Origin of the sequence: Salinispora pacifica DSM 45544, assembly GCF_000378845.1 — a bacterium.
Taxonomy (GTDB): domain Bacteria; phylum Actinomycetota; class Actinomycetes; order Mycobacteriales; family Micromonosporaceae; genus Micromonospora; species Micromonospora pacifica.
Genome location: NZ_KB905359.1, coordinates 1,464,677 through 1,490,294 on the forward strand (window position 1 = coordinate 1,464,677; position 25,618 = coordinate 1,490,294).

At 70.7% G+C, this 25,618-nt stretch carries 20 protein-coding genes and 1 pseudogene; 11 read left to right on the forward strand and 10 right to left on the reverse strand.

Annotation, left to right across the window (positions count from 1 at the left end):
* Window positions 1-175: 175 nt before the first annotated feature.
* Window positions 176-1,747, forward strand: coding sequence for an aldehyde dehydrogenase family protein (locus SALPAC3_RS0106610; protein WP_018220470.1), 1,572 nt, complete (start codon window positions 176-178; stop codon window positions 1,745-1,747).
* A gap of 497 nt (window positions 1,748-2,244) precedes the next feature.
* Entirely contained in the window at window positions 2,245-3,027 is a 783-nt protein-coding gene (locus tag SALPAC3_RS29170; protein WP_080635130.1) for a hypothetical protein, read from the forward strand.
* Window positions 3,028-3,143: 116 nt separating this feature from the next.
* On the opposite strand, the gene SALPAC3_RS0106625 is transcribed toward SALPAC3_RS29170, so the two are convergent.
* Together SALPAC3_RS0106625 and SALPAC3_RS0106630 are read right to left on the reverse strand one after the other, a co-directional pair.
* Window positions 3,144-3,413: a hypothetical protein gene (locus tag SALPAC3_RS0106625; protein ID WP_018220473.1), complete on the reverse strand. Its 270-nt coding sequence runs from the start codon at window positions 3,411-3,413 to the stop codon at window positions 3,144-3,146.
* A gap of 185 nt (window positions 3,414-3,598) precedes the next feature.
* Window positions 3,599-4,219 carry a GNAT family N-acetyltransferase gene (locus SALPAC3_RS0106630; RefSeq protein ID WP_026185299.1) on the reverse strand — a complete coding sequence of 207 codons (621 nt, stop codon included), beginning with the start codon at window positions 4,217-4,219 and terminating at the stop codon, window positions 3,599-3,601.
* A 201-nt stretch (window positions 4,220-4,420) separates the two neighbouring features.
* Here SALPAC3_RS0106630 and SALPAC3_RS0106635 point away from each other — a divergent pair, with 201 nt between their 5' ends.
* Both SALPAC3_RS0106635 and SALPAC3_RS0106640 read left to right on the forward strand, forming a co-directional pair.
* Window positions 4,421-5,491: a phosphotransferase family protein gene (locus SALPAC3_RS0106635; RefSeq protein ID WP_018220475.1), complete on the forward strand. Its 1,071-nt coding sequence runs from the start codon at window positions 4,421-4,423 to the stop codon at window positions 5,489-5,491.
* Entirely contained in the window at window positions 5,491-6,702 is a 1,212-nt protein-coding gene (locus tag SALPAC3_RS0106640) for an acyl-CoA dehydrogenase family protein (RefSeq protein WP_018220476.1), read from the forward strand. Before SALPAC3_RS0106635 ends, SALPAC3_RS0106640 begins: the two co-directional genes overlap by 1 nt.
* Window positions 6,703-6,838: 136 nt before the next feature.
* Here SALPAC3_RS0106640 and SALPAC3_RS0106645 read toward each other — a convergent pair whose 3' ends face one another.
* The 6 genes from SALPAC3_RS0106645 to SALPAC3_RS0106670 all read right to left on the reverse strand — a co-directional run bounded on the left by SALPAC3_RS0106645 (window position 6,839) and on the right by SALPAC3_RS0106670 (window position 13,539).
* Entirely contained in the window at window positions 6,839-7,885 is a 1,047-nt protein-coding gene (locus SALPAC3_RS0106645) for a LacI family DNA-binding transcriptional regulator (protein ID WP_018220477.1), read from the reverse strand.
* A gap of 75 nt (window positions 7,886-7,960) precedes the next feature.
* Window positions 7,961-9,397 carry a GH1 family beta-glucosidase gene (locus SALPAC3_RS0106650; protein ID WP_018220478.1) on the reverse strand — a complete coding sequence of 479 codons (1,437 nt, stop codon included), beginning with the start codon at window positions 9,395-9,397 and terminating at the stop codon, window positions 7,961-7,963.
* Complete coding sequence (locus SALPAC3_RS0106655) at window positions 9,394-10,236, reverse strand: carbohydrate ABC transporter permease (protein ID WP_018220479.1); 843 nt, start codon at window positions 10,234-10,236, stop codon at window positions 9,394-9,396. The genes SALPAC3_RS0106650 and SALPAC3_RS0106655 overlap by 4 nt, the downstream gene beginning before the upstream one ends.
* 9 nt (window positions 10,237-10,245) lie before the next feature.
* Window positions 10,246-11,214, reverse strand: a complete 969-nt coding sequence (locus SALPAC3_RS0106660) for a carbohydrate ABC transporter permease (RefSeq protein WP_018220480.1) — start codon at window positions 11,212-11,214, stop codon at window positions 10,246-10,248.
* 224 nt (window positions 11,215-11,438) lie between these two features.
* Complete coding sequence (locus SALPAC3_RS0106665) at window positions 11,439-12,725, reverse strand: ABC transporter substrate-binding protein (protein WP_018220481.1); 1,287 nt, start codon at window positions 12,723-12,725, stop codon at window positions 11,439-11,441.
* Between the two features lie 268 nt (window positions 12,726-12,993).
* Window positions 12,994-13,539, reverse strand: a complete 546-nt coding sequence (locus SALPAC3_RS0106670) for a plasmid pRiA4b ORF-3 family protein (protein WP_018220482.1) — start codon at window positions 13,537-13,539, stop codon at window positions 12,994-12,996.
* 150 nt (window positions 13,540-13,689) lie between these two features.
* Between SALPAC3_RS0106670 and SALPAC3_RS0106675 the strand changes: the two genes are divergently transcribed.
* Window positions 13,690-14,436, forward strand: a complete 747-nt coding sequence (locus SALPAC3_RS0106675) for a pyrimidine reductase family protein (protein WP_018220483.1) — start codon at window positions 13,690-13,692, stop codon at window positions 14,434-14,436.
* Window positions 14,437-14,624: 188 nt separating this feature from the next.
* On the opposite strand, the gene SALPAC3_RS0106680 is transcribed toward SALPAC3_RS0106675, so the two are convergent.
* On the reverse strand, window positions 14,625-16,310 hold the full coding sequence (locus tag SALPAC3_RS0106680; protein WP_018220484.1) for an alpha/beta fold hydrolase: 1,686 nt from the start codon (window positions 16,308-16,310) through the stop codon (window positions 14,625-14,627).
* Window positions 16,311-16,615: 305 nt separating this feature from the next.
* On the opposite strand from SALPAC3_RS0106680, the gene SALPAC3_RS0106685 reads away from it, so the two are divergent.
* The 6 genes and pseudogenes from SALPAC3_RS0106685 (at window position 16,616) to SALPAC3_RS0106710 (ending at window position 24,328) form a co-directional block, all read left to right on the forward strand.
* The gene (locus SALPAC3_RS0106685; RefSeq protein ID WP_018220485.1) at window positions 16,616-18,358 is read left to right on the forward strand and encodes an ATP-binding protein; all 1,743 of its coding nucleotides are present in this window, start codon (window positions 16,616-16,618) and stop codon (window positions 18,356-18,358) included.
* Between the two features lie 13 nt (window positions 18,359-18,371).
* Window positions 18,372-19,520, forward strand: coding sequence for an exonuclease SbcCD subunit D (locus tag SALPAC3_RS0106690; protein WP_018220486.1), 1,149 nt, complete (start codon window positions 18,372-18,374; stop codon window positions 19,518-19,520).
* A complete protein-coding gene (locus tag SALPAC3_RS0106695; protein ID WP_018220487.1) occupies window positions 19,520-21,994 on the forward strand; it encodes an AAA family ATPase in 2,475 nt (824 codons plus the stop codon). Before SALPAC3_RS0106690 ends, SALPAC3_RS0106695 begins: the two co-directional genes overlap by 1 nt.
* Before the next feature lie 28 nt (window positions 21,995-22,022).
* Window positions 22,023-23,009: a hypothetical protein gene (locus SALPAC3_RS0106700; RefSeq protein WP_018220488.1), complete on the forward strand. Its 987-nt coding sequence runs from the start codon at window positions 22,023-22,025 to the stop codon at window positions 23,007-23,009.
* A pseudogene (locus SALPAC3_RS25430) lies at window positions 23,009-23,865 on the forward strand (spermidine synthase). The gene SALPAC3_RS0106700 and the pseudogene SALPAC3_RS25430 overlap by 1 nt, the downstream one beginning before the upstream one ends.
* A gap of 70 nt (window positions 23,866-23,935) precedes the next feature.
* Window positions 23,936-24,328, forward strand: a complete 393-nt coding sequence (locus SALPAC3_RS0106710; protein ID WP_018220489.1) for a VOC family protein — start codon at window positions 23,936-23,938, stop codon at window positions 24,326-24,328.
* A gap of 140 nt (window positions 24,329-24,468) precedes the next feature.
* On the opposite strand, the gene SALPAC3_RS25435 is transcribed toward SALPAC3_RS0106710, so the two are convergent.
* Window positions 24,469-25,170, reverse strand: coding sequence for a hypothetical protein (locus tag SALPAC3_RS25435; RefSeq protein ID WP_232430469.1), 702 nt, complete (start codon window positions 25,168-25,170; stop codon window positions 24,469-24,471).
* Window positions 25,171-25,618 lie beyond the last annotated feature (448 nt).

A 25,618-nucleotide genomic window follows, 5' to 3' on the forward strand; every position in this document is an offset into this window, starting at 1 on the left:
AGGTCAGGACGGCGACAGGGCGACTCGACAACCGCTGAACAAGCGGACCGGAGCCAGCCCGCCGTCCTGACATACGAACGTACTGTTGCCGCCCCCACTCGCGACGGGCGACAGTACGCCACACCAGCGGTGCCATCGACGCCGCCGCTCCCCGGACAACCCTGAGGAGAACGCGATGGCTCTACGACTCGCCGACGGGACCGCCTGGTCCGAGGTCCTCGACCGCGCGGTGGCCGCCGCCCCCGAAGCCTTTTCCGCCCCGACCGACGGCCTCCGAACGCTGCACAACCTGATCGAGGGCGACTGGCGAACGGTCGGCACCCCGGCCACCGTCCGCACGCCGGTCGACAACACCGCCCTGGTCCGCCTCCCCCGACTGGACGCGACGGCCGCCCGGGCCGCGGTCGCCCACGCCGCCGCCGTCCACCGGGACTGGGCCGACACCCCGCTCGCCGACCGGAAGGCGCGGGTCGTCGAGGCCCTGGACGCCCTGACCGCCCACCGCGACCTCCTCGCCCTCCTGCTCGTCTGGGAGATCGGCAAGCCGTGGCGGCTCGCCGCCGCCGACGTCGACCGGGCCCTGGACGGGGTCCGGTGGTACGTCGACGAGATCGACCGGATGCTCGCCGACGGCCGGGAACCACTTCCCGGGCCGGTGAGCAACATCGCCTCGTGGAACTACCCGATGAGCGTCCTGGTCCACGCCGAACTGGTGCAACTCCTCGCCGGAAACGCCGTGATCGCCAAGACCCCGTCGCAGGGGGGCGCGGTCTGCCTCACCGTCGCGCACGCGTTGCTGCACCGCGCCGGCCTGCCCGCCACGCTGATCTCCGGCAGCGGCGAGGAGCTCTCCGAAGTGCTTGTCCGCGCCCCGGAGGTCGGCGCGGTGGCGTTCGTCGGCGGGCGCTCCAACGGCGGAAAGGTGGCGGCGGCGCTGCTGGACACCGACAAACGGCACTTCATCGAGCAGGAAGGGCTCAACGCCTGGGGGATCTGGGACTTCTCCCGATGGGATCAGCTCGCCGCGCACCTGAAGAAGGGCTTCGAGTACGGCAAGCAGCGCTGCACCGCCTACCCGCGCTTCGTCGTACAACGGAACCTGGTTGACCAGTTCCTCGACATGTACCTGCCGGTGGTGCGATCCGTACGGTTCGGACACCCGCTGGCCGTCGGCGACGGATGGTCCGCCGGTGACCCCCTGCCCGAACTGGACTTCGGGCCCCTGATCAGCGCCGCCAAGGCCGACGAACTGCGCCGCAAGGTCGACGAGGCGGTGCGGGGCGGGGCGGTCCCGCTACACCGGGGCCGGCTCGACGGGGCGCCGTTCCTCGACGGTCAGGACACCACCGCCTACGTGGCGCCGTCGGTACTGCTCGCGCCACCCGGTCGATCCCGGCTGATGCACGCCGAGCCGTTCGGCCCGGTCGACACGATCGTGGTGGTGGACACCACCGACGAACTCCTCGCCGCGATGAACGCCTCCAACGGCGCGCTGGTCGCCTCCCTCGCCTGCGACGATGAGGACGAGGCGGCGAAGCTCGCCATGGACGTGCAGGCGTTCAAGGTCGGCATCAACAAGCCCCGTTCCCGGGGCGACCGCCAGGAGCCGTTCGGTGGGCGGGGCGCCTCCTGGAAGGGCGCCTTCGTCGGTGGCGACCTGCTGGTTCAGGCGGTCACCGTCGGCGGCGCCGACGATCGCCTCTACGGCAACTTCCCGGACCGGACGGCGCTGCCGCCGAACGTCTGACGCTTCGACCGGCTCCGTCGGCAGACGAGCCGGCTCCGTCGCCTCGACAAAGCCACGCCACGCGGACGGGCGGTGGATGGCCCCAACAAGGTGCCATCCACCGCCCCAACAGCATCAGTCGGCGCCCAACCGACGCTGGCGCCCAGTCCGGCCACAGATGCTCGCGTACCACCTCCCACGAACCCGGCGCCCCGCTGGAGCGCCCACGTCTTCGGCCTACACCGACAACCGCCGCCGCGTCGGCCGCAGCTCGCTACCCGGCCCGGCCCTCGTGCCCGGCGACCTCCCGCGACCCCACCGACGAGTCCCGGCCGATCAACACCAAGCTGCTTGTACGCCAAGCCCTCGGTCAGAGCACGGGATATCTCTACAACACCCACGCACGGCCCCAAAGAGGGACAAAGCGGATAAGTTTCGCAAAACTACTGCATTGCGACAAATTGTCAGTTATGAAGGGTGGGAAGTTATTTCGGAATCAATCAGAGCCAAGGAGGGTCATGAATCGCCATCATCACCAGGGGCTGAGAGCAGGTCTGCTGGCGGGTCGCAAACGGTGGGTGGCCATTGGCGTCATGACACCACTCACCTTCGCGTTCGTCGGCCTGACCGCCCCCGCCTTCGGCCACGTCTGGGGCGGCGGCACGAGCACTAGCACGGTCGCCTACCCGGACGAGGAACGGGGATGGGACCAGGGCGACTGGGACCACGGACACTGGGACCGGGGCGGCTGGGGCCAGGAAGACTGGGACCGCGAATACTGGGACGACAAGTGTGGACACACATGCCCCTCCGGACCGCCCGGACCAACGGGCCCACCCGGACCCACCGGGCCACCCGGACCAACAGGCCCACCCGGACCCACCGGGCCACCCGGACCAACAGGCCCACCCGGACCCACCGGACCGCCCGGACCAACAGGCCCACCCGGACCCACCGGGCCACCCGGACCAACAGGCCCACCCGGACCGTGTGCTGACATTGACAGCCTCGCCCCGTCCGCCTCCGAAGAGTTCAGTGCGGTGGTTTCGGATGGGGTCACCTACGCCGGCCGCAGAAGGCTCACGCCAGCACCGCCGGGGCCCTACACCTGGACCGACCTCAGCGGAAACGCCAACTATCCGGGAGAATCCGTCTGCGGGGTCGCCATCTCCGCCGCCGGCAATGACGCCTGGGTAAAGGTGCTGACCACCGATGGCGAGGTGTGGGAAACCGAATGCGCCACGCAGGGGCAGAACTTCACCTGCAACAGCCCCTGGGTGCAGCTGACAACGCCGTCCTGAACGGAACAGCTCCCGGATAAGGAACGGTGGACGCACCGGTGATGGTGGTGGGGGACTTTTCGGGGTCACCCACCACCACTGACCCGCCACGACAGGCAGCGGGACGAACGAGCGCCTCAGCCTTCGCTCTTACTGGTACGCGACACCTCGTAGACCGGCTTCGCCCGCCGCCCCAGCAGCACACCGAGCCAGGGCCAGCGGGTCTCCAGGGCACGGGCGAGGGCATAGTATACGGCGACGGCGACGGCGACCGCGCTGGTGGTCAACGCGGCGGAGGAGTCGGCGTCGAGGATGATTCCCGCTCTGGAGGCGAGCCAGGCCAGTACGGCACCGACAGCGACCGGGACAGCGGTGCGGATGACAGAGATCAGAAAATCATTGAACATAGGAGTGCCCCCTCGAGGTGTGAGGTGGTGCTCCTTTAACAATACGAGGGAATGCGTTCGGGTGCGCCACACAAAATCATCGCCATTTGCGCGCGGCGACACTCGAAACGCGAGTGGCTTGCCGTACAGCCCGAAAATGTCCTACAGCGACAGGAGCTGGATAGCGACAGCGGCCCAAATATCGATCACCGCATTATGGTGGAGAGGGCGAGCGGCGCCCTGGTCGGAGAGACGGCCGCGGTCAACGGCACCGTCAGGGTGAGCAGCGAGCCATCCCGGTCAGTCGTCGCCGGCCGCTCCAACCGGTCGACGGCCCGCAGCATCGGGGTGTTCTCCGCCTGGATGTGCAGACCCAGCGCGGCGTATCCACACCGCTCCGCCTGCCACACGAGCCGACGCAGCAGCGCCGATCCGAGCCCGCGGCGCTGCCAGTCGTCGCGTACCAGCAAGGCCACTTCGGCCGTGTCTCCCTCGCCGAGCAGATTGGCCATCGCCACCACCGGCGCGGTTGGCGAGTGGGAAACGGTCGGCGTGGCCAGCAGGGTGACCCCCCGAGTTGGCTCCAACAGCCGGCGCATCCGAGCCGGGGCGGGCCGAGCCGACCCACCGTGGTAGCGGCGGTTGCGGCTGCGCGCCGAACACCGCTCGTGCAGGTCGACCACGCCGGGCAGGTCGTCGCCGACCGCTGAGCGTACGCCCAGCTCAGTGCCGTCCGGCAGGCCCAGGGCGACCGGGTCGGCCAGCCCCCGAACCGCCCGACGGGTGGGCCGGTCCGCCACCAGAGTTTGTCTTCCCCGCCGTGTCATGCGCTACTCCCTTCCCCTGGTACGACCCTCCCCGACGGCTGTTGCGGAACCCGTAACCCAGGGTGACAGGTCGGTTTCGGAGCCGGGAAGGGGTCGTTTCCTGAGGTGGGCCGCCCCCACTGGGGACGGTCAACGCCCCGAAGCTCTCCTCGGCCGGATACCGGCCTTGACATCAGAAGTCAGCTGCCATCAACTGTTCGGATGACCGAGCCGGCCATCGACGATTCCGCACCGACCGGCTCCCCGCCGGGTCTGGACCTGGGCCGGCTCGCCGGCCACCTCGCCGAGCATCGGCCGGACCTGGGCGACGGGCCACTGAGCGCCCAGCTGATCGCCGGCGGCCGGTCCAACCTGACGTACCTGCTCGGGGCGGGCGGGCGGGCTTTCGTGCTGCGCCGGCCGCCGCTGGGCCACGTGCTGGCGACCGCACACGACATGGCGCGGGAGTTTCGGGTCATCTCGGCGCTCGCCCCGACCGAGGTGCCGGTGCCGAAGGCGCTGCTGCTCTGCACCGAACCGGAGGTGATCGGGGCGCCGTTCTATCTGATGGACCGCGTGCCCGGCACGGTGTTCCGCTCCCGGGCGCAGACCGACCCACTCCCCCGCGGGCAGCGACGGGAGCTGGCGATGGCGATGATGGACACCCTCGCCGCGCTACACACCGTGGACCCGGCGGACGTCGGCCTGGCCGACTTCGGCCGCCCGCGGGGTTTTCTCGCCCGCCAGGTCCGCCGCTGGTCCGGGCAGCTCGACAGCTCTCGGAGCCGGCCGCTACCCGGCATCGACGAGCTACGCGACCGACTGGCCAGCACCGCTCCGGAGAGTTCCGGCCCGGGGCGGATCGTGCACGGCGACTACCGGCTGGACAACCTGCTCGCCACCGTCAGCCCAGTCGCTGTCCAGGCGGTGCTCGACTGGGAGATGGCCACCCTCGGTGACCCGCTGGCCGACCTGGGCCTCCTGCTGACCTACTGGGATGCGATGGGCGGTGCTGCGGTCCCGAGCAATCCCGTAGCCGACGGGCTGGGGCCCCGGGCCGGCTTCCCCGCCGGTGCCGAGCTGATCGAGCGGTACGCCAGCCGCAGCGGGATCGATGTCGGCCCGCTGGACTGGCATGTGGCCCTGGGGTGCTTCAAACTCGCGGTGATCTGCGAGGGCATCCACTACCGCCACCGCCAGGGGCAGACCCTCGGCGCGGGCTTCGACCAGATCGGCGAGATGGTCGCTCCGCTGGTCGCGTACGGACTGACTGCCGTCTCGAGGAGGAGCTGATGGACTTCACCCACGACGCCCACACCGAACGGCTGCGCGCCGAGCTGACCGACTTCCTGGAGCAGCAGATCTACCCGGCCGAGGCGGTCTACGCCGAGCAGGTCGCGGCCGCCGCGGACCAGTGGGCTCGGCCGCCGGTGCTGGCCGAGTTGCGGGCGGCGGCCCGCCGGCGGGGCCTGTGGAACCTCTTCCTCCCCGATCCCCACCACGGCGCCGGGCTGACCAACCTGCAGTACGCTCCGCTCGCCGAGCTGACCGGCCGGAGTCCGCACCTCGCCCCGGAGGCGCTCAACTGTGCGGCACCGGACACCGGCAACATGGAGCTGCTCGCCGAGTTCGGCACCGAAACCCAGCGCCAGCAGTGGCTGCGCCCGCTGTTGGCGGCGGAGATCCGCTCGGCGTTCTGCATGACCGAGCCGGAGGTCGCCTCCTCCGACGCCACCAACATCGCCACCCGGATCATCCGCGACGGCGACCACTACGTGATCAACGGCCGCAAGTGGTGGTCGTCCGGCGCCATGGATCCGGCCTGTCAGATCTTCGTGGTGATGGGCCGGACCGACCCGTCGGCCGAACGGCACCGGCAGCAGAGCATGATCCTGGTCCCGCGGGACACACCGGGGGTCACCGTCCGGCGTGGGCTACATGTCTTCGGCTATCACGACGGTCCACACGGTGGCCATGCCGAGATCGATTTCGACGATGTCCGGGTACCGGTGGAGAACCTGATCGGCGCGGAGGGGGCCGGCTTCGCCATCGCCCAGGCCCGGCTCGGTCCCGGCCGGATCCACCACTGCATGCGGCTGGTCGGCATGGCGGAGCGAGCGCTGGAGTTGCTCTGCCGTCGTGCCCTCGACCGGGTGGCGTTCGGCCGGCCGATCGCCGAGCAGGGGGTGGTGCGGGAGTGGATCGCCGAGGCGCGGGTCCGCATCGAGCAGTCCCGGCTCCTGGTGCTGAAGACGGCCTGGCTGATGGACACGGTCGGTAACAGGGGCGCGCACGCCGAGATCCAGGCCATCAAGATCGACACACCATCGATGGCGGAGTGGGTGATCGACAAGGCCATCCAGGCGCACGGGGGTGCCGGCGTCAGCCAGGACACCCCGCTGGCGGCGCTCTGGGCCCAGGCCCGCACCCTACGCCTCGCCGACGGGCCGGACGAGGTCCACAAGGCCGCTCTGGCCCGTCGCGAACTCCGCCGCTACGCCTGAGTCGCCACACCCGGGTCGCTACACCTGACCCGCTGCGCCAGGCACCGGACGGACGCCGGCCGCCGAGCACCAGGCACCGGGTCACACCGAGGCCGCTCACGGCCAGCGACGGCTCCGGTGCAGGGCCCGGCGGCGGTCAGGTGCTGGCACGCTCGATCAACTCGGTGTCCAGGAGGATGTTCGTGGTGGCCAGGTGCTCGCCACGGATCCGGGACACCAACAACTGGGCCATCTGCCGTCCCATCTCCTCGATCGGCTGGAAGACCGTGGTCAGCGGCGGGTCCGACTGGCGGGCGATCGGCGCGTCGTCGAAGCCCACCACGGCCACGTCCTCGGGCACCCGCCGACCGGCCTCCCGCAACGCCCGGAGCGCACCGAACGCCATCAGGTCCGAGGCGGCGAAGACCGCATCCAGGTCCGGGCAGGCGGCCAGCAGTTGCCGCATCGCGGCCTCCCCGCTGTCCTCGCTGAAATCCCCGTACGCGATCAGGTCTGGTCTGCCTCCGCTCGGCGTCTTCGCGACCGCCTCCTGGTAGCCGGTCAGCCGCCCCAGGCCGGCGCCCATGTCCTGTGGGCCGGTGATGGTCGCGATCTGCCGCCGTCCCCGTCCGACGAGGTACTCCACCGCGCGCCGGGCCCCGCCGACGTTGTCCGCGTCCACGAGCCAGGCCGGCTCCGCGGCGGAGGGCAGCATCTGGGCTGGCCGACCCCCGAGCACGGTGGGCAGGCCCCGTTCTGCCAGCAGCGTGGGCAGCGGGTCGGCATCGTGCAGCGACAACAGTAGGACGCCGTCAACGTGCTGGTTGGTCAGGTGGTGCTCGACCCGCTCCCGCTCGCTCGGGGACTGGACCATGACGAGCCAGAGCTGGAACGGGGTCCCCAGCAGGCCGGAGCTGACGCCCCGCACGATGCCGGCGAAGAACGGCTCGGCGAACACCCGGTCCCCGGATTCTGACACCACCAGGGCGATCGAGTCGGTCCGCTGGGTAACGAGGGCGCGAGCGGCCCGGTTCGGCACGTACCCCAGTTCCGCGATCGCCCGCTGCACCGCGGCGCGGGCCTCGGGACTGACCTGGGGTGAACCATTTACGACGCGGGAGACCGTGCCCCGGCCAACGCCGGCACGTGCGGCGACCGCATCGAGAGTCGGGCGCCCGAGCGAGCGGGTGCGCTGCGTTGTCATCGTCTGCTCCTCCGACGGCGGAAGGCCCCGGTGCCCACCGGTGGCACCGGGACCACCCGGATAGCTGGTTCGAGCCTATTCTGCAGCCAGACCGTTGCGTCGGATTGTCTCGGCGTACCACCGACCGCTGGCTTTCAGGGTGCGAGCCTGGCTGCGGTAGTCGACGTGGATCATGCCGAACCGCTTTGTGTAGCCCCAGGCCCACTCGAAGTTGTCCAGCAACGACCAGGCGAAATAGCCCCGCAGCGGGACACCCGCGGCGATCGCCTGGTGTGCGGCGCGCAGATGCGCGTCGAAGTAGGCGGTCCGGTCCGGGTCGTCCACCTGACCGTCAACGACCACGTCCACGAAGGCCGAACCGTTCTCGGTGATGTAGAGCGGCAGGTCGGTGTACTCCTCGTGCACCCGCCGCAACGTCTCGACCAGCCCCGGAGGGTCGATCTCCCAGTCCATGTCGGTGACCGGCATGCCCCGGGTGACGAAACGAACGCCTTCGCTGCCGGGCCAGCACGACGGTTTACGCCAGTACGGCTCCGGCGGGGCCGCTGCCGCCGGCGCAGCGACCACGTGCCGGCTGTAGTAGTTGATTCCGACCAGCTCCAGCGGGGCGGCGATGGCGGTCAGGTCCTCCGCGCGCACGTGCCCGAAGTCGGTGACCCGGCTGAGGTCGGAGATCAGATCCGCCGGGTACGACCCGCGCAGCAGTGGGTCGAGGAAGAACCGGTTCGCCAGCGCGTCGATCCGGCGTGCCGCGTCGGCGTCGCCGGGCGAGTCGGTGGCCGGGATGACCGGGTACAGGTTGAGGGTCACCCCGACCTCGACGTCGGACCGGGCCGCAGCCCGCACTGCCGGGACGGCCAGCCCGTGGCCGAGTAGCAGGTGGTGACCGGCGCGCACCGCGTCGGCGGGGTCGGACCGACCCGGGGCGTGCACCCCGGAGCCGTACCCGAGGAAGGCCGAGCACCACGGCTCGTTGAGCGTGGTCCAGTACCGCACCCGGTCGCCGAGCGCGCCGGCGACCAGGGTGGCGTAGTCGGCGAACCGGGCGGCGGTGTCCCGGGCCGGCCAGCCGCCCGCGTCCTCCAGTGGCTGTGGCAGGTCCCAGTGGTAGAGCGTCAGCCACGGTTCGATGCCGTTGGCCAGCAGCTGGTCCACCAGCCGCCGGTAGAAGTCGAGTCCCTCCTGGTTGATCGGGCCGGTGCCGCCGGGCTGCACCCGGGGCCAGGAGACCGAGAACCGGTACGACTTCAGCCCCAGCTCGGCCATGAGGGCGACATCCCAGTCGAGCCGGTGGTAGTGGTCGCACGCCACGTCACCGGTGTGCCCGGCCACCACCCGCCCCGGGGTGTGGCTGAAGGTGTCCCAGATCGACGGCGTCCGGCCGCCGACGGCCGCCGCGCCCTCGACCTGGTAGGCCGCGGTGGCGGCGCCCCAGAGGAAGCCGGGCGGGAAGGTCAGCGGCGGGCGTTCGGCGAGAACGCTCGCGGCGGGTGGGCTCGCCGGATTACTCACGACTTGACGGCACCTTCCATGATCCCGCCAATGATCTGGCGGCCGAACAGGAGGAAGACGATGACCAGCGGCAGGGTGCCGACGGCGGTGGCGGCGAAGACCTGCGAGTAGTCGGTGTAGTACGCGTACGACAGGAAGGAGAGGGAGACCTGCAGCGTCGGGTTCTCCGGGGTCAGCACCGCGTACGGCCAGAGGAAGGAGTTCCAGGTCTCCATGAAGGTCAGCAACCCCAGGACACCGGCGGCCGGGCGCAGCGCGGGCAGCACGATGTTCCAGTAGATCCGCAGGGTGCTGGCGCCGTCGATCCGGCCGGCCTCGATCAGCTCGTCGGAGACCGCCTGGCTGGCGTACTGCCGCATCATGAAGACACCGAAGGCGGTAACCAGGAACGGCACGGTGACCGCGTAGAGCGTGTCGTACCACCCCAGTGTCTGCATCATGCCCCAGAGCGGGAGGATGCCCAGCTGGGTGGGGATCATCATCGTCACGATGATGGAGAGCAGCAGGACGTTGCGGCCCCGGAAGCGCAGCTTCGCGAAGGCGAAGCCGGCCAGCGAGCCGGTGAGGACCACCGACACGGTGACCACCGAGGCGACGATGATCGAGTTCATCATGCCGGTGAGGAAGTTGGCCGCCTCGTTGTCGAGCACTCGACCGAAGTTGTCGGTGAAGGCACCACCGGGGGTGACCGGCGGCGGCACGTCGTTGATCGAGTCCAGGGTTCGGGTACCGATCACGACCATGTAGTAGAAGGGGTAGATCGACAGTAGGGTCGCCAGGACGAGGGCCAGGTAGGTCAAGGGGCTGGTGCGCCAGAGGCGCTTGGACGCGGAGATCATCGAGGGCTCCTACTTGGCCGCGCGGCGGACGAGGACGAAGTTGAGCAGCGACATCAGGCCGATGATCATGAAGAGGGCCCAGGCGACAGCCGCCCCGTAACCGGCGCTGTTCAAATTCGTGATACCCATCTCGTACATGTACATGGCCAGGGTCTGGAATTCGCGCTGGGCGCCGCCGATGATGTTGCCGTTGGCGAAGAGCAGCGGCTCGGTGAAGAGCTGCATGCCGCCGATCGTGGAGAGGATGACCACGAAGATGAACGTCGGCCGGAGCAGCGGCAGGGTGATCCGCCAGAACTGCCGCCACTGGCCGGCGCCGTCGATCTCCGCCGCCTCGTAGAGGTCTCTGGGAATCGCCTGCATGCCGGCGAGCAGGATCAGGGTGTTGTATCCCGTCCACCGCCAGTTGACCATGGACGCGATCGCCGTCCAGGAGCTCCAGGTCTGCCCGTCCCAGTCGATCTGGTCGATCCCGACGAACCCGAGCAGCCAGTTGACCAGCCCATACTCCCGCTGGTACAGCATGCCGAAGACGATCGCGACCGCGGCGACCGAGACGACGTTCGGGATGAAGATGGCCAGCCGGAAGAAGGTCTTGGCCCGCAGCAGGGTGCGGTTGAGCAGGTTCGCCAGAAAGAGCGCCAGCAACAGCTGCGGGACGGTCGACAGCGCGAAGATACCGAACGTGTTGATCAGCGCGTTCCAGAAGTACTCGTCGGAGAGCAGCCGGGTGTAGTTGTCCAACCCGATGAAGGTGCGATCGCCGATCAGGTCCCAGTCGTGCAGCGACATCCAGGCGGTACGCAGCATCGGATAGAGCCCGAAAATGCCGAAGACCAGAAAGAACGGCGCGATGTAGAGGTACGGCGAGTACCTGAGGTCCAGGCGGGCCAGGGAGAGCCGCCAGCGCTTGGGGGTGTCGCCGGGCGGGGGCGGTGCGGTGGGTGTCGGCGGGGCCGCGGTGGTCGAGTGGCTCATGTCAGCGCTCCGCTGCATTCCGTGCCGACCGCGATGCTGGCAGGTCAGGTCGACCGGGGGCGGCTCGCTTGCGGTGGCTCATGGGGCTTCCTTTCCTGGCAGGGTTGGTGCCCTCGCGCGGGGGCGCGACGCACCGCGCAGTACCAGCAGGTGGCCGCACCCCGGTCCGGGATCCGACCGGTGGCGCCCGGAACGGTTTCCGAACGCCACCAGGTCGGATTCACTCAGAAGGCGCCCTGAGTCTGGGCATCCTTGGTGAACTGCTGCCAGGCCTCGTCCTCACTGGCCTGCCCGTTCTCGAACGCCCGCAGCGCCAGCCCGAAGGCGTTCTCCTTCACCGCCTGGTGCTTCGGCCCCAGGTGGATCGGCTCGATCTTGCTCACGCTCGCACCGAAGATCTTGCCGGTCGGGGCGTCGCTGAAGTACTCGTTGGTGTAGCTGAGGAACACCTCGTCCTGCAGCGCCTCCAGGTGGGTGGGGAGCGGTCCCTTGGCCTTGAAGGCCTCGACCTGGCTGGTGGCGCTGGTCAGGAACTCGGCGAGCTTCGCCGCCTCCTCGTGGTAGGAGCTCTGCGCCGGCACGGCCAGCCAGGAGCCGCCCCAGTTGCCGCCGCCGCCGGGCACCGCCGCCACGTCCCACTTGCCCTTGTTCGCCTCGCCGGAGTTCTCCGCGACGATGCCGAGCATCCAGGACGGGCAGAAGGTGGCCGCGAAACTGCCCCGCTTGAAGCCGGTGGACCACTCCGGTGACCAGGTGGCGGCCTTGGCGGAGATGCCAACCATCGAGATCGCGGTGTCCCAGGCCGCCTTCACCGCGGGGCTGGTGTCCGCGATGATGTTGTTCTCCTTGTCGTAGAAGAGGTCGTCACCCTGCTGGAAGAGCGACGCGTCGGAGACGGCGGTGATCGAGTCGATGAGGGCCTTGCCGCCGCTGCCCTCCTTGTACGCGCGGCCGGTCTCCAGGAAGCTGTCCCAGTCCGGCCAGAGCGCCGACACCGCATCCCGGTCGATGGGTAGCCCGGCCGCCTCGAAGAGGTCCTTGCGGTAGCAGACGGCGAGGCTGCCGACGTCGGTCGGCAGGCCCATCAGCCGGCCGTCCGGCGCCTTGCCCAGCTCCCACTTCCAGGGCAGGTAGTCCTCGGAGTGGTCGTCGACCAGCGGGGCGAGATCCACCCAGTTGCGCGGGTTGGACTTGAACTCGTTGAGGATGCCCTCCTCCAGCGCGACCACGTCCCCCGCGCCCTTGCCGGTGGCCAGGTAGCGCACCAGCTTGGGCCGGTACTCGCCCAGCTGCGCGGTCTTGCGCAGCTCGATCTTGATGCCGGTGTCCTTCTCATACTGTTTGATGAGTTCTTCGTAGCCGAACTCGCCGAACGTATCGACGATCAGCTTGCTGGGCTTCTCGCCCGCCACCGGCTCGTCGTCGTTGCCGCAGGCCGCGAGGCCGCCGAGGGCGGTGATCGCGGCAAGGGCGCTGGCCGCCAGGCGGGAACGCCGCGTGGTGAGGCTCATCCTGACCCCTCTTTCGATGTGAGGCTGCGTCTGTCGTGATGGGGGATGCGGTACAGGACATCGACCGACGATAATGGATTCGACGACGGTCCGGAGTGGACAAATGAGCCGTACCACATGTCTGGGAACGCTCCCATGAGGTTGCCGGGAGGTGTCAGACGTGTCAATAGGCCGATGGGAGTGAATCCCGGATCGTTACCGCGCGCCCGCGAGCCCCGCCGCGAAATGACGCTCTTCCCGGATCAGTGACCCGAGGCGGCGGAATAGGTCAGCAGAATCGACGAAGCAGCGTGCCCGCCCGACCGGAATCGAAGACGGCCGGGTCGAAGCGGTCCCCTGCCCAGTCCCGCAACGTGTGATGCTCGGGATGGCCCGGATCAGCGAACGCGGCCAGCAGCTCCAGATAGCCGGCCGGACCACCGACATCCTCCGGCGGGCACGCCCGTTCCCCATCCAGACAGTCGGGATAGCGCTCACCCGGATCGGCCAGGAGGACGTCCTCCACCACCAGATCGTGCTCCCACCAGTTGCCGAAGTCGTAGGTGTAGTGGAACCGGCTACCCTTACCGACCACCGCGTCCAGCCGTACCTCCAGCTCGTCGCGGAGCAACAGCTCGCCGTCCGGGTCGGGCTCCCCATACTGCTCACCGTCGACCTCGAACGAGTGCAGGTGGCAGTCCCGCCAACCCATCGCGTGCTGCACCACCCGGTGCACCCGGTCGAGGGTGAAGCCGCCCGGGACCAGCACCCGGCGCCAGACCAGCGGCCGAACCCCGGCCAGAGAAATCCTCAGCTGGAAGATCTGACGCGGCATGCTATCCCGTCCTCCCGCAGCATAGGCTGCGACCATGATCTGCCGAGCGTGCCGGGCGAGGCGGCACGACGACTGTCGCGGCCAAAACTGGTGTGACTGCCAGCACCGTACCCCTCCGCCACCCCCTCCGGTCACCGGTCCGGCCAGCGAATGACCACCGAAACGCCGATTACCGCCCTCTGGCCGGCGCCGTCCAGCATGCCGCTCGACGACTCCGCGCTCACCGCCTGCTACGGCCGGACCGATCGATCACGCCTGCGGGTGAACTTCGTTACCAGCGTGGACGGCGCGGTCACCGTTGACGGCTATTCGGCCGGGCTCTCCGGCGAGCCGGACAAGCGGGTCTTCCGCCTGCTGCGGATGCTCTGCGACGGTCTCGTGGTCGCCGGCGGCACGATGCGCCACGAGCGGTACCGGCCGCTCCGGCTGGACGAGCGACGCCGCGCCTGGCGCCGGGAGCACGGCCTACCGGAGTGCCCGACGCTCGTCGTGGTCTCCGGCTCGGCCAACCTCGACCCGACCCATCCCGCCCTCGCCGACGCACCGGTACGCCCGATCGTGCTCACGCACGCCGCCGCCACCGCCCCACCGGGCCTGGCCGACGTCGCCGACCTCGTCGCTTGCGGCGACGACCGGGTGGACCTCGCCGCCGGCCTGGCCGAGCTACGTCGCCGCGGGCTCGACCAGCTGCTCTGCGAGGGCGGCCCGCAGCTTTTCGGCGCGCTCACCGCCGCCGACCTGGTGGACGAGGTCTGCCTGACCGTCGCCCCGCTGTTGGCCGGCGCCGGGCCGGGCCGGATCACCGCCGGGGAGGCCAGCCCGGTGCGGCACCTGCCGCTGCGGCACGTGCTCGCCGCCGCCGACGGCGGGCTGCTGCTTCGCTACGCCCGCGACTGACCCCCATCCCGCCCGCGGGCGCCACCCGGGGCGCGGGCGCCACCCGGGACGCGGGCGCCGTCGGCGACCACCGCGGTCAGCAACCGCGGACCTTTCGCGACGCGGCGTCGCGCCCGAAGCTATCTCGGCGCGGCGTCGCTATCTCGGCGCGGCGTCGCTATCTCGGCGCGGCGCCCGCGACGCCGGACCTATCGCGGCCCGGCGTCGCGGGCCTCGCAGATCCGGCCGGTGAAGGCGGGGTCCGCCTCCCGCCCCGCCGACCACACCGGGTTGATCCGCAGAGCCAACGGCGGCGGCTGCCAGGCCGAGCCGATGCGCTGGAGCACCTCGTACTGCATCTCGGACCGCTGCACCGAATCGCCGGAGAGGAAATCGAGCACCAGGTCCGCGACGTCGGCGCGGCCGACCAGCTCACCGTGGAACGCGGGCAGCTCGTACACCGGGATCCGGTGGTACTGGCCGGGCGGTGCCTCGATCGCGGTGACCGTCGGCAGGAAGGCCACCATCCGCACCCCCGCCACCGGGCAGAGCGTACGGTTTCGGTAGAACGGGGCATCGGCCAGCAACGAGCGGATGAATTCCTGGTCCGGCACCTCGTCCGAGGTGTCGGTGAGGTTCCAGAGCGACTGCAGCACGCGCAGTTCCCAACCGGCCACCACGCCCCACCCCCGCCTGATCTCCGCCGGCGGGTAGTACACCCGGCCCGGCATCACCAGCGGGCTGAACAGCAGCACCGCCTCCACGTCCGTCATCGGCCACCGCTCCAGGTAGGTCCGGGCCACCATGGCCCCCTCACTGTGCCCGAGCAGGGCGATCGGCCGGTTGGTCCGCTCGTGCAGGATCTCGACATGCTCCGCCAACAGGGCCGCGCTGTCGCCCAACGACCGGTGGGTGGCCACCGCCGTGTACGGCAACGGCCGGTTCTGTTCATCCAGTCCGAGGTAGGAGAACCGCTCCACCCGCGGATCCACCGCCGGTTCACCGTCGTACTCGGAGTCGTGCCCGCCGAGGGCGATCACCGCGTACGGGACCGAGTCCGGCAACGGCTCCGTCATGATCGGCGGTCGCCACCCGCCGCGCCCGCCCTGGGTCCGCTCGGCCGCCAGCGGCATCGCCGGGAAGCTGAGCAGGATGAGCGCCACCAACAGCGGCACCACCGGCACAATCCGGAAGCGAACCCGGCCGGGGGCCAGAACGGCGGCGACGCTCTTGCGCCAGAGCAGCGCGTTGAGCGCGCCACCGACGGCGGCCAACGGGATGCCCCACCAGATGGGCACCGCCGACAGCACCGCACCGACGATGGTGAGCACGGCGAAGTTCAGCCACGCCCAGCCCACCACCTTGAGCCGCGGCAGACCCCGCCACCAGTCCGCGGTCAGCCCGGCCCGCAGCAGGAACGGGGCGAACAGCAGCAACGGCAGCAGCGAGGCGATCAAATACCAGGAGAGCCCGGTCGTGGCGAAGGCCATCGCCAGTGCCACCCAGGGTGAGAGGAGCACCGCGGTCAGGATGGTGACCCAGATGTTGCGTCGCAGCAGCCAGCGCCACGACGGATGGGGGGTTCCCTCCGGCCAGGCCAGGTTCGCCATGACGGTGGTGAGGAGTCCCCGCAGCGCCGATATCCCCACCAAGGTGAGGAAGAACCCGGGGATGGTCCGGTGGTAGACGAACAGCCAGCGCAGCTCATGGAAGGTGCCGTACGGCCAGACGGCGCTCACCTGCGGGGACAGCCCGCGAACAGCCTGGAATCCGAGCACCGCAATGATCGTCGCCTCCACCGCCGGTAGCACCGCCGCCAGTGCGACCAGCGCCTTGAACCGACCGCGGGGCGTCCGCAGCCACTCCTCCCGCAGCCACCTCTCCCGCAGCTTCATCTGCTATAGCATCGCCCAGCTCCCGCCCGACTCGTGGGGAATTCGCCGACAGCTCCCCGGCCGCGACACCCGAGGCGCACCGCCCACCACAGCCGTCACACCCGTCACGCACCGCCCAACCCGCTCGTCTCGTGCACCGCCCATCGCGCACCGCCCAGCACGCCCGTCACGCACCGGCCCAGGGCGGAGGTGGGCGGCAGGCAGGGCGTGGTCTCCGCCGCGTCACGTGGCGGCCGGTCGTAGGTCTCGGGCAGGATGCAGGGCGTGTCTGCCGACCTCGCCCCCCAGCCCCACGGAGTGACCCGATGACCGACGACGCCGTGGATGGCCCGGGCGAGCTGGTCGGCCGGGTGCTCGGCACCGCCGACGCCACCCCGCTGCAGTTCTGGACGGCGGTCTCCCCCACCAGCTACCTGCAGCTCGACGACGTCGTGGCCACCCGCCGCGAGCTGCCGGACCGGGAGCCGGTGACGATCGCCGGGGTGGTCACCCAGGTGCGCGCCCGACACGAGGGCGCCCAGTTCGACTCCGACGTCTTCGCGATCGCCGACGGCATGCTCCCCGCCCAGGTGCAGGAGGCCGCCGAGATCACCACCACCCGGGTCGACCCGGAGCTCTACGTTCCGCCGTCGCCGGGCGCCGTCGTGCACCGGGCCGAGGGGGACGCCCGGGCCCGGGCGCTGCACTTCGACCGGATGGAGCGGCGGATCCCGATGGGCACCGGCCGCGACGGCGTGCCGGTCTACCTCAACGCCGACTTCCTCGACGGCACCCGGGGCGCGCACGTCTCCATCTCCGGCATCTCCGGCGTCGCCACCAAGACGAGCTTCGCCACCTTCCTGCTCTACTCGGTATTCCGCTCCGGTGTCCTCGGCGGGGACGCGGTCAACGCCAAGGCGTTGATCTTCAACGTCAAGGGCGAGGACCTGCTCTTCCTCGACCACCCCAACAGCCGGCTGGACGAGTCCACCCGCACGGCGTACGCCCGGCTCGGTCTGGCGGCCGCGGCCTTCCCGGACGTACGGGTCCACGCTCCGCCCCGGGCCGGTGACGCCACCGGCACGCCGGATGTGAGCAGCCGGCTCAGCGGGGTGGACAGCTTCTACTGGACGCTCGACGAGTTCTGTGCCGACCGCCTCCTGCCGTACGTCTTCGCCGACGCCGACGACGAACGCCAGCAGTACACGATGGTGGTGCACTCGGTCACCGCCCACCTGGCCCGGTACGCGCAGCCCGCCGACGGCGGGGTGAGCATCGACGGGGTCCGCCTCGGCAGCTACGCCGACCTGGTCGATCACATCGTCGAGCAGCTCAACGACGACGAGACCCGGGGCGACTGGGCCGGCAGCGCGGTCGGCCTCGGCACCGTCAACGCCTTCGCCCGCCGGTTGATCGGCAGTAAGAAGGACCTGTCCCGGCTGATCCGGGGCGATCTGGCCACCCGGCGCCCGCACCGGATCAACACCGCCGAGTCGGCGCAGGTCACCGTGGTCGACCTGCACAACCTGCCGGACCGGGCGCAGCGGTTCGTGGTCGGGGTGACGCTCAAGAGTGAGTTCGACCGCAAGGAGAAGACCGGAACGGCCAAGCCGCTGCTCTTCGTCGTCCTCGACGAGCTGAACAAGTACGCCCCCCGCGAGGGCTCCTCCCCGATCAAGGAGGTGCTGCTGGACATCGCCGAGCGGGGCCGCTCCCTCGGGGTGATCCTGGTCGGCGCGCAGCAGACCGCGAGCGAGGTGGAGCGGCGCATCGTCACCAACTCGGCGGTCCGGGTGGTGGGTCGGCTCGACCCGGCCGAGGCGTCCCGCCCCGAGTACGGGTTCCTCCCGCCGGCGCAACGGCAACGGGCGCTGCTGGCCAAACCGGGCACGATGTTCGTCAACCAGCCCGACATCCCGGTCCCCCTCTGCCTGGAGTTTCCGTTTCCCGCCTGGGCGACCCGGGTCGCGGAGGCGGGCGCGGTGCCCTCCCAGACACTCCGGTCGATCACTCAGTCGGCCGACCCGTTCGCCGTGGTGGGCTCCGGCGACGACGACATCCCGTTCTGAGGTGGTTTGAGTCGTGAAGATCCTGCACACCTCCGACTGGCACGTCGGCAAGGTCCTCAAGGGGCAGTCCCGGGCCGAGGAGCAGAAGGCCGTCCTCGCCGGGGTGATCGAGGTGGCCCGGCGGGAGGCGCCGGACCTGATCATCATCGCCGGCGACCTCTACGACACCGCCGCCCCCACCCCCGAGGCGACCCGGTTGGTCACCCGCGCGCTGACCGCGCTGCGCCGTACCGGCGCCGATGTCGTCGCGATCGGCGGCAACCACGACAACGGCGCGGCGCTGGACGCGCTGCGGCCGTGGGCCGACGCCGCCGGGATCACGCTGCGGGGCAGCGTGCGCGAAGACCCCGACGAGCACATCATCGACGGTACGACCGGCGGCGGCGAACGCTGGCAGCTCGCCGCGCTGCCGTTTCTGTCCCAGCGGTACGCGGTCCGGGCCGTGGAGATGTATGAGCTGACCGCCGCCGAGGCGAACCAGACGTACGCCGACCACCTGGGGCGGATCGTCGCGCGGTTGACCGAGGGCTTCACCGAGCCGAACCGGGTGCACCTGGTCACCGCCCACCTGACCGTGGTCGGGGCGGCGACCGGCGGCGGCGAGCGCGACGCCCACACCGTTCTCGGCTACGCGGTGCCGGCGACGGTCTTCCCCGGCACCGCGCACTACGTCGCCCTCGGTCACCTGCACCGCGCCCAACGGGTCGACGGCGGGTGCCCGATCCGCTACAGCGGCAGCCCGCTGGCGGTCGACTTCGGCGAGCAGGAGAACGTCCCGTCGGTGACCGTGGTCGAGGTGACCGCCACCACGGCGGCCCAGGTGCGCGAGGTGCCCATCCCCGCCGCCGCCACCCTACGGACCGTCCGGGGCACGCTCGCGCAGCTCGCCGAGGTCGAGGCGCCGGACGCCTGGCTACGGGTCTTCGTCCGGGAGCAGCCCCGGGCCGGCCTCCGTGAGGAGGTGCAGGAGCTTCTCCCCCGCGCGCTGGAGATCAGGATCGATCCGGAGCTGGTGTCCGCGCCCGGCGGCGGTGCCCGCGTCGCCCAGCGCGCCGGCCGGTCGCCGCGGGAGCTGTTCGGCGACTACCTGGACGACCGGGGGCACGCCGACGACGACGTCCGGGGGCTCTTCGACGAGCTGTTCGAGGAGGTCGAACACTGATGCGGCCGATGCGACTGGATCTCGACGGCTTCACCGTCTTCCGGGCGGCGACAACGATCGACTTCACCGACGCCGACTTCTTCGCGCTGGTCGGGCCGACCGGCTCCGGCAAGTCCACCGTGTTGGACGCCATCTGCTTCGCGCTCTACGGCACCGTACCCCGGTGGGGCGGCACCCGCGGGTTGGCGAACGCCCTCGCCCCGTCGGCGGCCGAGGCGCGGGTCCGGCTGGTCTTCGAGTCCGCCGGCGACCGCTACGTGGCCACCCGGGTGGTCCGGCGGGACAGCCGGGGCAACGTCAAGACCTCCGGCGCCGGCCTCCAGCTCATGCCGCCCGGCTTCGACCCGGCCAAGCTCGACACCGGGCTGAGCCCGGAGGACCTGGGCGAGGTACTCGCCGGCACGGTCGCCGAGATGGAAGACGCGGTGCTGACGGCGGTCGGGCTGCCGTATGAGCAGTTCACCAGCTGTGTGCTGCTGCCGCAGGGGCAGTTCGCCGACTTCCTGCACGCCCGACCGGCGAAACGGCAGGAGATCCTGGTCAACCTGCTCGGCCTCGGCGTCTACGAGCAGGTGCGGGAGAAGGCGGGGACCCGGGCCAGCCAGGCCGAGGCGAAGTTCGAGGTGGTCAGCCAGACCCTCGCCGGCCTCACCGACATCGACGATACCGCCCTCGAAGAGGTGTCGGCCCGCGTCGAGCAGATGCGGGAGCTGGCCACCGCCGTCACCGCCGCCGTTCCCGAACGGGAGGCGGCGCACACCGCGGCGCGGGAGGCGGGCGCGGCGCTGACCGCCCTCGACGCCGACCTGGCCGTCCTCGACGCCGTACGCGCCCCCGGCGGGGTGGCCGAGGTCGCCCGGGCGGTGGCGACCGCGCAGACGGGCGCGGACGAGGCCACGACCGTGGTGGCGCTCGCCGAGGAGCGGGAGGAGAAGCTCCGCGGCGAGTTGACCGCGGCCGGCGACGAGAGCGCGCTGCGCCTGCTGCTGCGGGCGTACGACGACCGGGCGGAGCTGGCCGGCGAGGCCGAGACGGTCCGGGCGGCGGTAGCGGCGGCCCAGGCCGGGCACGCGGCGGCGACGGCGGAGCTGACCGCGGCACAGGCGGCGGCCGAGCAGGCCGAGGCCGACCTGGCGGCGGCCTTCCAGGCGCATGAGCAGGCCAAGGCGACCGACCTGGCGGTGGCGCTGCGGGCGCCGCTGCACGACGGGTCCACCTGCCCGGTCTGCGAGCAGACCGTCGCCCAGGTGCCGGCGATCCCGGCCACGTCGGCGGTGCCGGCGGCGGTCGCGGCCGGTAAGGCGGCGCGGGCGGCCAGCGAGGCGGCCAAGGCCACCGTGGCGCAGCGGGACAGCACCGTCCGCGACCGGGAACGGGAACTGGTCACGGCCCGGGTCCAACAGGAACAGCTCGACGCGCGGTTGGCCGCGGTGCACACCCAGCTGGCCGACGCCCCGGAACCGGCGGCGCTGCACCAGGCGTTGGCCGAGCATGGGCGGCTGCGGCAGGAGCTGGAGGAGTCGGCGGCCGCGGTGCGCGCCGGCCGGGACGAGGCCCGCCGGGCACGGGCCGCGGTGGACACCGCGCAGGAGCGGCTCCGCACGACCTGGCGGGCCTTCGACGCGACCCGGGACGGACTGGCCCGCTTCGGCCCGCCGGCCACCGACCGGGAGGACGTGGCGACGGCCTGGGCGACGCTGACCGACTGGGCCACCGCCGAGGTGACGCGACGGCGCTCCGAGCGCCCCGACCGGGTGGCGGCGGTGAGCGCGGCCGAGGCGCAGGTGGCCGCGGTCCAGGCGCGGATCGGCGGGCTACTCGCGGCGGCCGGGGTGCCGGCCACCGACGACCCGGGCCGCGCCGCCGCGGTCGCCCTCGAACGGGCCGAGGCGCAGCTGCGGGAAGTGACCCGCCGCCGGGAGCAGGCCGGTGAGCTACGCGAGCAGCGCGCCACCTACGAGCGTGAGGCGCAGGTGGCCCGCGCGCTCGCCGGGCATCTGCGGGCGAACAACTTCGAACGGTGGCTACTCGCCGAGGCGCTCGACCTGCTGGTGGACGGGGCGTCGACAATCCTGCGCGAACTCTCCGGTGACCAGTACGACCTGGTCCACGACAAGGGGGAGTTCTTCGTCGTGGACCACCACGACGCCGGCCTGCGCCGGGGCGTGCGCACCCTCTCCGGCGGGGAGACCTTCCAGGCATCACTGGCGCTCGCACTGGCCCTGGCCGAACAGCTCGCCGGGATGTCGACCACCGCGGCCAGCCTGGAGTCCATCGTGCTGGACGAGGGGTTCGGCACCCTCGACACGGCCACCCTCGACACGGTGGCCGCCACGTTGGAGAACCTGGCCGCGCGGGGGGACCGGATGGTGGGCGTGGTCACCCACGTGCCGGCGTTGGCCGAGCGCATTCCGGTCCGCTTCGAGGTCCGCAAGGACGCCCGGTCGGCCCGGATCGAACGGACCGGCCGGTGAACGCCGACAACGGGCGGGGGCGACCCGGGTGACCCGCTTCTTCGTCGACGCGTGGGACCCGGCGTACGGGGCCTCGTTCGAGGCCGCCGCCGGCGGACCGGCCGCGCCCAGCAACGCCCAGGTCGAGGCCGGCCACGAGCTGCCCGCGGCCGAGTGGCGGGCGGTCGGGCCCCGGCCCGGCGTACACGCCCCGGCCGTGGTGCTCCTCGTCGACGGGGTACGCCGAAACGACGCCAGCCTGTGGTTGACCGAGCCCGACGGGGTCTCGTACCCGGGGCTGGCCGCCTCGTACGCGGCCGGGGTGGTCCGCTGCGACCTGGAGCGCGGCTCGGCCCAGCTGGCCGGTGCCCGGGTGGAGCGGGGGCTCTTCACCGCCAGCCCGTCCGCGGTGGACGTGCACGCCGGCAACGTCCACTACCCGGTGCACCGGGTTGGCGGCAGCGGCGAGTTGGCCAAGTTGCCGGCGGCGGTGCAGGGACCGCTGACCGCGCTGGAGGTGGCGGTCTCCGGCGCCGCCCGCAGCGACGATGATCTGCTGGTGGTGGACGGGCCGCTGCGTAACCGGCGGCTCCTGCCCCGCACCCTCGGCTACGTGAAAACCCAGCACAGCCAATACCTCGACGCGCGGCTCACCGCCGTGGTCACCGCGCTGACAGCCGGGCAGCGCTCCCCGGTGTTCCGGCTCGGCACCGCGTGGGGCGGCTGGTCGTGGTACCTGCGGCTGCCGGTTACCGGCGGCGCCCCGTGGGCGGGCATCGTCCGGGTGGAGTGCTCCACCGAGTTGGACATCGCGGCGGCGGTCGCGTTGGCGGACCTGTCCGTGGTGACCCTGCCCCGCTTCGCCTCCACCCCGTACAAGGACCCGCGGGCGCCGCAGAACCTGATCCCCATCGCCGGCCTGGAACGCCGGCTGCGACGGATGATCGGCGACTCCCGGCTGCTGCACCGCGCCCTGGTCGCCGCCGCGCGCAGCGCCGCGCCCGCCGCCGCGCAGCCACCCGGCGGTGCGGGCTGATGGGGCGCCGGCGCTCCACCGACCGGGCCGCCGCCGAGGTGGACACCGGGGTGGCCGAGCTGGTCCCCGACCCGGACCGGGCGGGCTCCTGGACGCTGCTGCTCGACGGCGCCCCGCAGTCCCACGTGGACCTCACCGACCCCACCCATCTGGAGTTCGAGTACGTGCGCCGGCTCGGCGCCGCGATCGACCTACTCGCCCCGGCCGGCGCCCCGCTGCGCCTGCTGCACCTCGGTGGCGGCGCGCTGACCCTGCCCCGGTATGTCGCCGCCACCCGTCCCGGCTCGACCCAACGGGTCTGCGAGGTGGACGGCGCGCTGGTCGAGCTGGTCCGCCAGAAGCTGCCCTGGCCCCCCAACCCACGACTACGGGTACGCGTCGCCGACGCCCGGGAAGCCCTCACCGGCCTCCGGGACGCCAGCCTCGACATCGTGGTCGCCGACGTCTTCGCCGGCGCCCGTACCCCCGCCCACCTGACCTCGGTGGAGTTCGCCGCCGAGGTGGCCCGCGTCCTCCGACCACCGGCTGGTACCTGGCGAACATCGCCGACGGCCCGCCGCTGCGGCACGCCCGCCGACAGGTCGCCACCGTCCGGTCGGTGCTGCCACAGGCGGCGCTGGTTGGCGACGCCGCGGTGCTGCGGGGCCGCCGCTTCGGCAACCTCGTGCTGCTCGCCGGCCGTACCACCCCGCCGGTGCCCGAGCTGACCCGGCGGGTCTCCGGTGACTGGTTCCCGGGCCGGCTGCTCGCCGGCGGGGAGTTGGTCCGGTTCAGCGGCGGCGCCCCGGTTGTCCACGACACCGACGCCACCGACTCCGCACCACCCCCAGCGGGGATCTTCTCGGTCGGACGTTGAGCCGCCGCCCACCCGATGCCGACCAGCCGGCCACTTTCGACTGGTCCACAGCGTCCGTACGATGACGGAAATGCCGACGAAACAGCTGAAGGTTGGCCTGCGGGTACGCGATCTGGACCGGTCATTCGATCTCTACCGACGGCTCGGCTTCCGGCACCTTCCGCAGCCCGAGCAGACGCGGCTGCGCTACCTGACCTACGGGCACACCTGGCTCATCCTGTCGGATCTGCACCAGCACGGCTATCACCACGCCGAGCGCGGTCAGCAGACCAGGCAGGGCCCGGCCGGGCTCGGCTTCGTCCTCGTCGTACCGACCACGGATCTCGACGCGACGTGGCGGCTATGGCGGGAGGAGGGCCTGACCGTGACCCTCGATCCGGAAGACGTCGGATGGGCGCGCATCTTCTACGGCCTGGACCCGGACGGCTACGAGCTCATGTTCGAGCAGTTCCCCAGACAATAGTCTACTTTGTTAGATCTTCTGGCATGTTGCATATCTGCGTTGTCATCGGGTTGGGCTGCGGTGTGCGGATGGGCGGAGTCTGGTTCGGGTGCGGTTGAAGGACTGTGCGGCGGGATCTTCGCGGGGTGGCAGCGCTCGGTTCAACGGGCGACGGCCTGCTTCCCCGCCCTATAGGTGAGGTACGCTTTCGCGTCGACCTTTCCACCACTGTATCTATGCAGAATGGCGACCGTCTGTTCAGGTGGGCAGATGAAGCTCTCGAGCGGCAGCAGCTGGTACACCCGCCGTCCCTCGTGCACCCTACCGAGGCGACCCTTGACGCGCGCCCCTGGCGTCACCCGAATTTTTAACATCGGATCGCTCCAGTCCGCACCTCGCTTCACCGCCGTCATCATCTCGACCGAGCTCCAGGGCAACCACGTCGTGGCACCATTCGCCCGAACAGTCATCCCAGTGTCGTCAACATGGATGACAAACGGCCAGCAGAGAGACACAAGAGCGCAGGCGGCAAGGAGGCATATTGCCGCGCCGGCGTACGCGAATATCCTGGTGTTGGTGAAGACTGAGCCCGGGTCCGCCGCAGAATGCCATGCCGCACCCCACCCGCAAGCCCCAACCAGGGCCACGAAATCGTAGTTCCGCCGAATCTTGGCTGTGTTCCGCTGTAACCGCACTCCTTCGTCCACATAACTATGATGCATCGTCGCAAGCTGCTGACAAACAGCAGGGAGAGGCAAAGTAACCCAACGCGCGAGCGCGCTGTTCCACATTGGAGGGAATTCAAGAACTAGCGGACCGTCGATCTTCATCGGCTCGGCCTGCACAAACACGCCAACCGGCAATCAACGAAGGTACCCCTCACGAAGTGCGATGCGCAACACACAGGACCGAAATGAGCGGTCCCTCGAAATCTCAAACCCACATGAATGCAGTGCGATCTGACAAATGCTGGATGAATTTGAATTTCCATAGATAACATTAAAAAACCCACCATTTTTGGTAAGCCCAGCATGTTATGACCAGTTAGCAACCGTCCCGGCCAACCTGCGCAAAGTGCTTCCCTGGCCGGACCGATCCTCTGGCAGCCGCCAACTGTCGACGCCGGGCACCCCACCAATTACGCATCCCTCAGAGGCTTGCCGGGTCCGGCCAGCTACTGCGACGCTGCCGCGTCCGCCACGCCGAGGCCCTGACAACCCGCACGGCGTCCTAACACTCGGCCCAGTTCCCGTGAATTCGGCGCTTACCACCAGCACCACCGGTGGACCGGTCGGGGCGGAAAGCAGACCG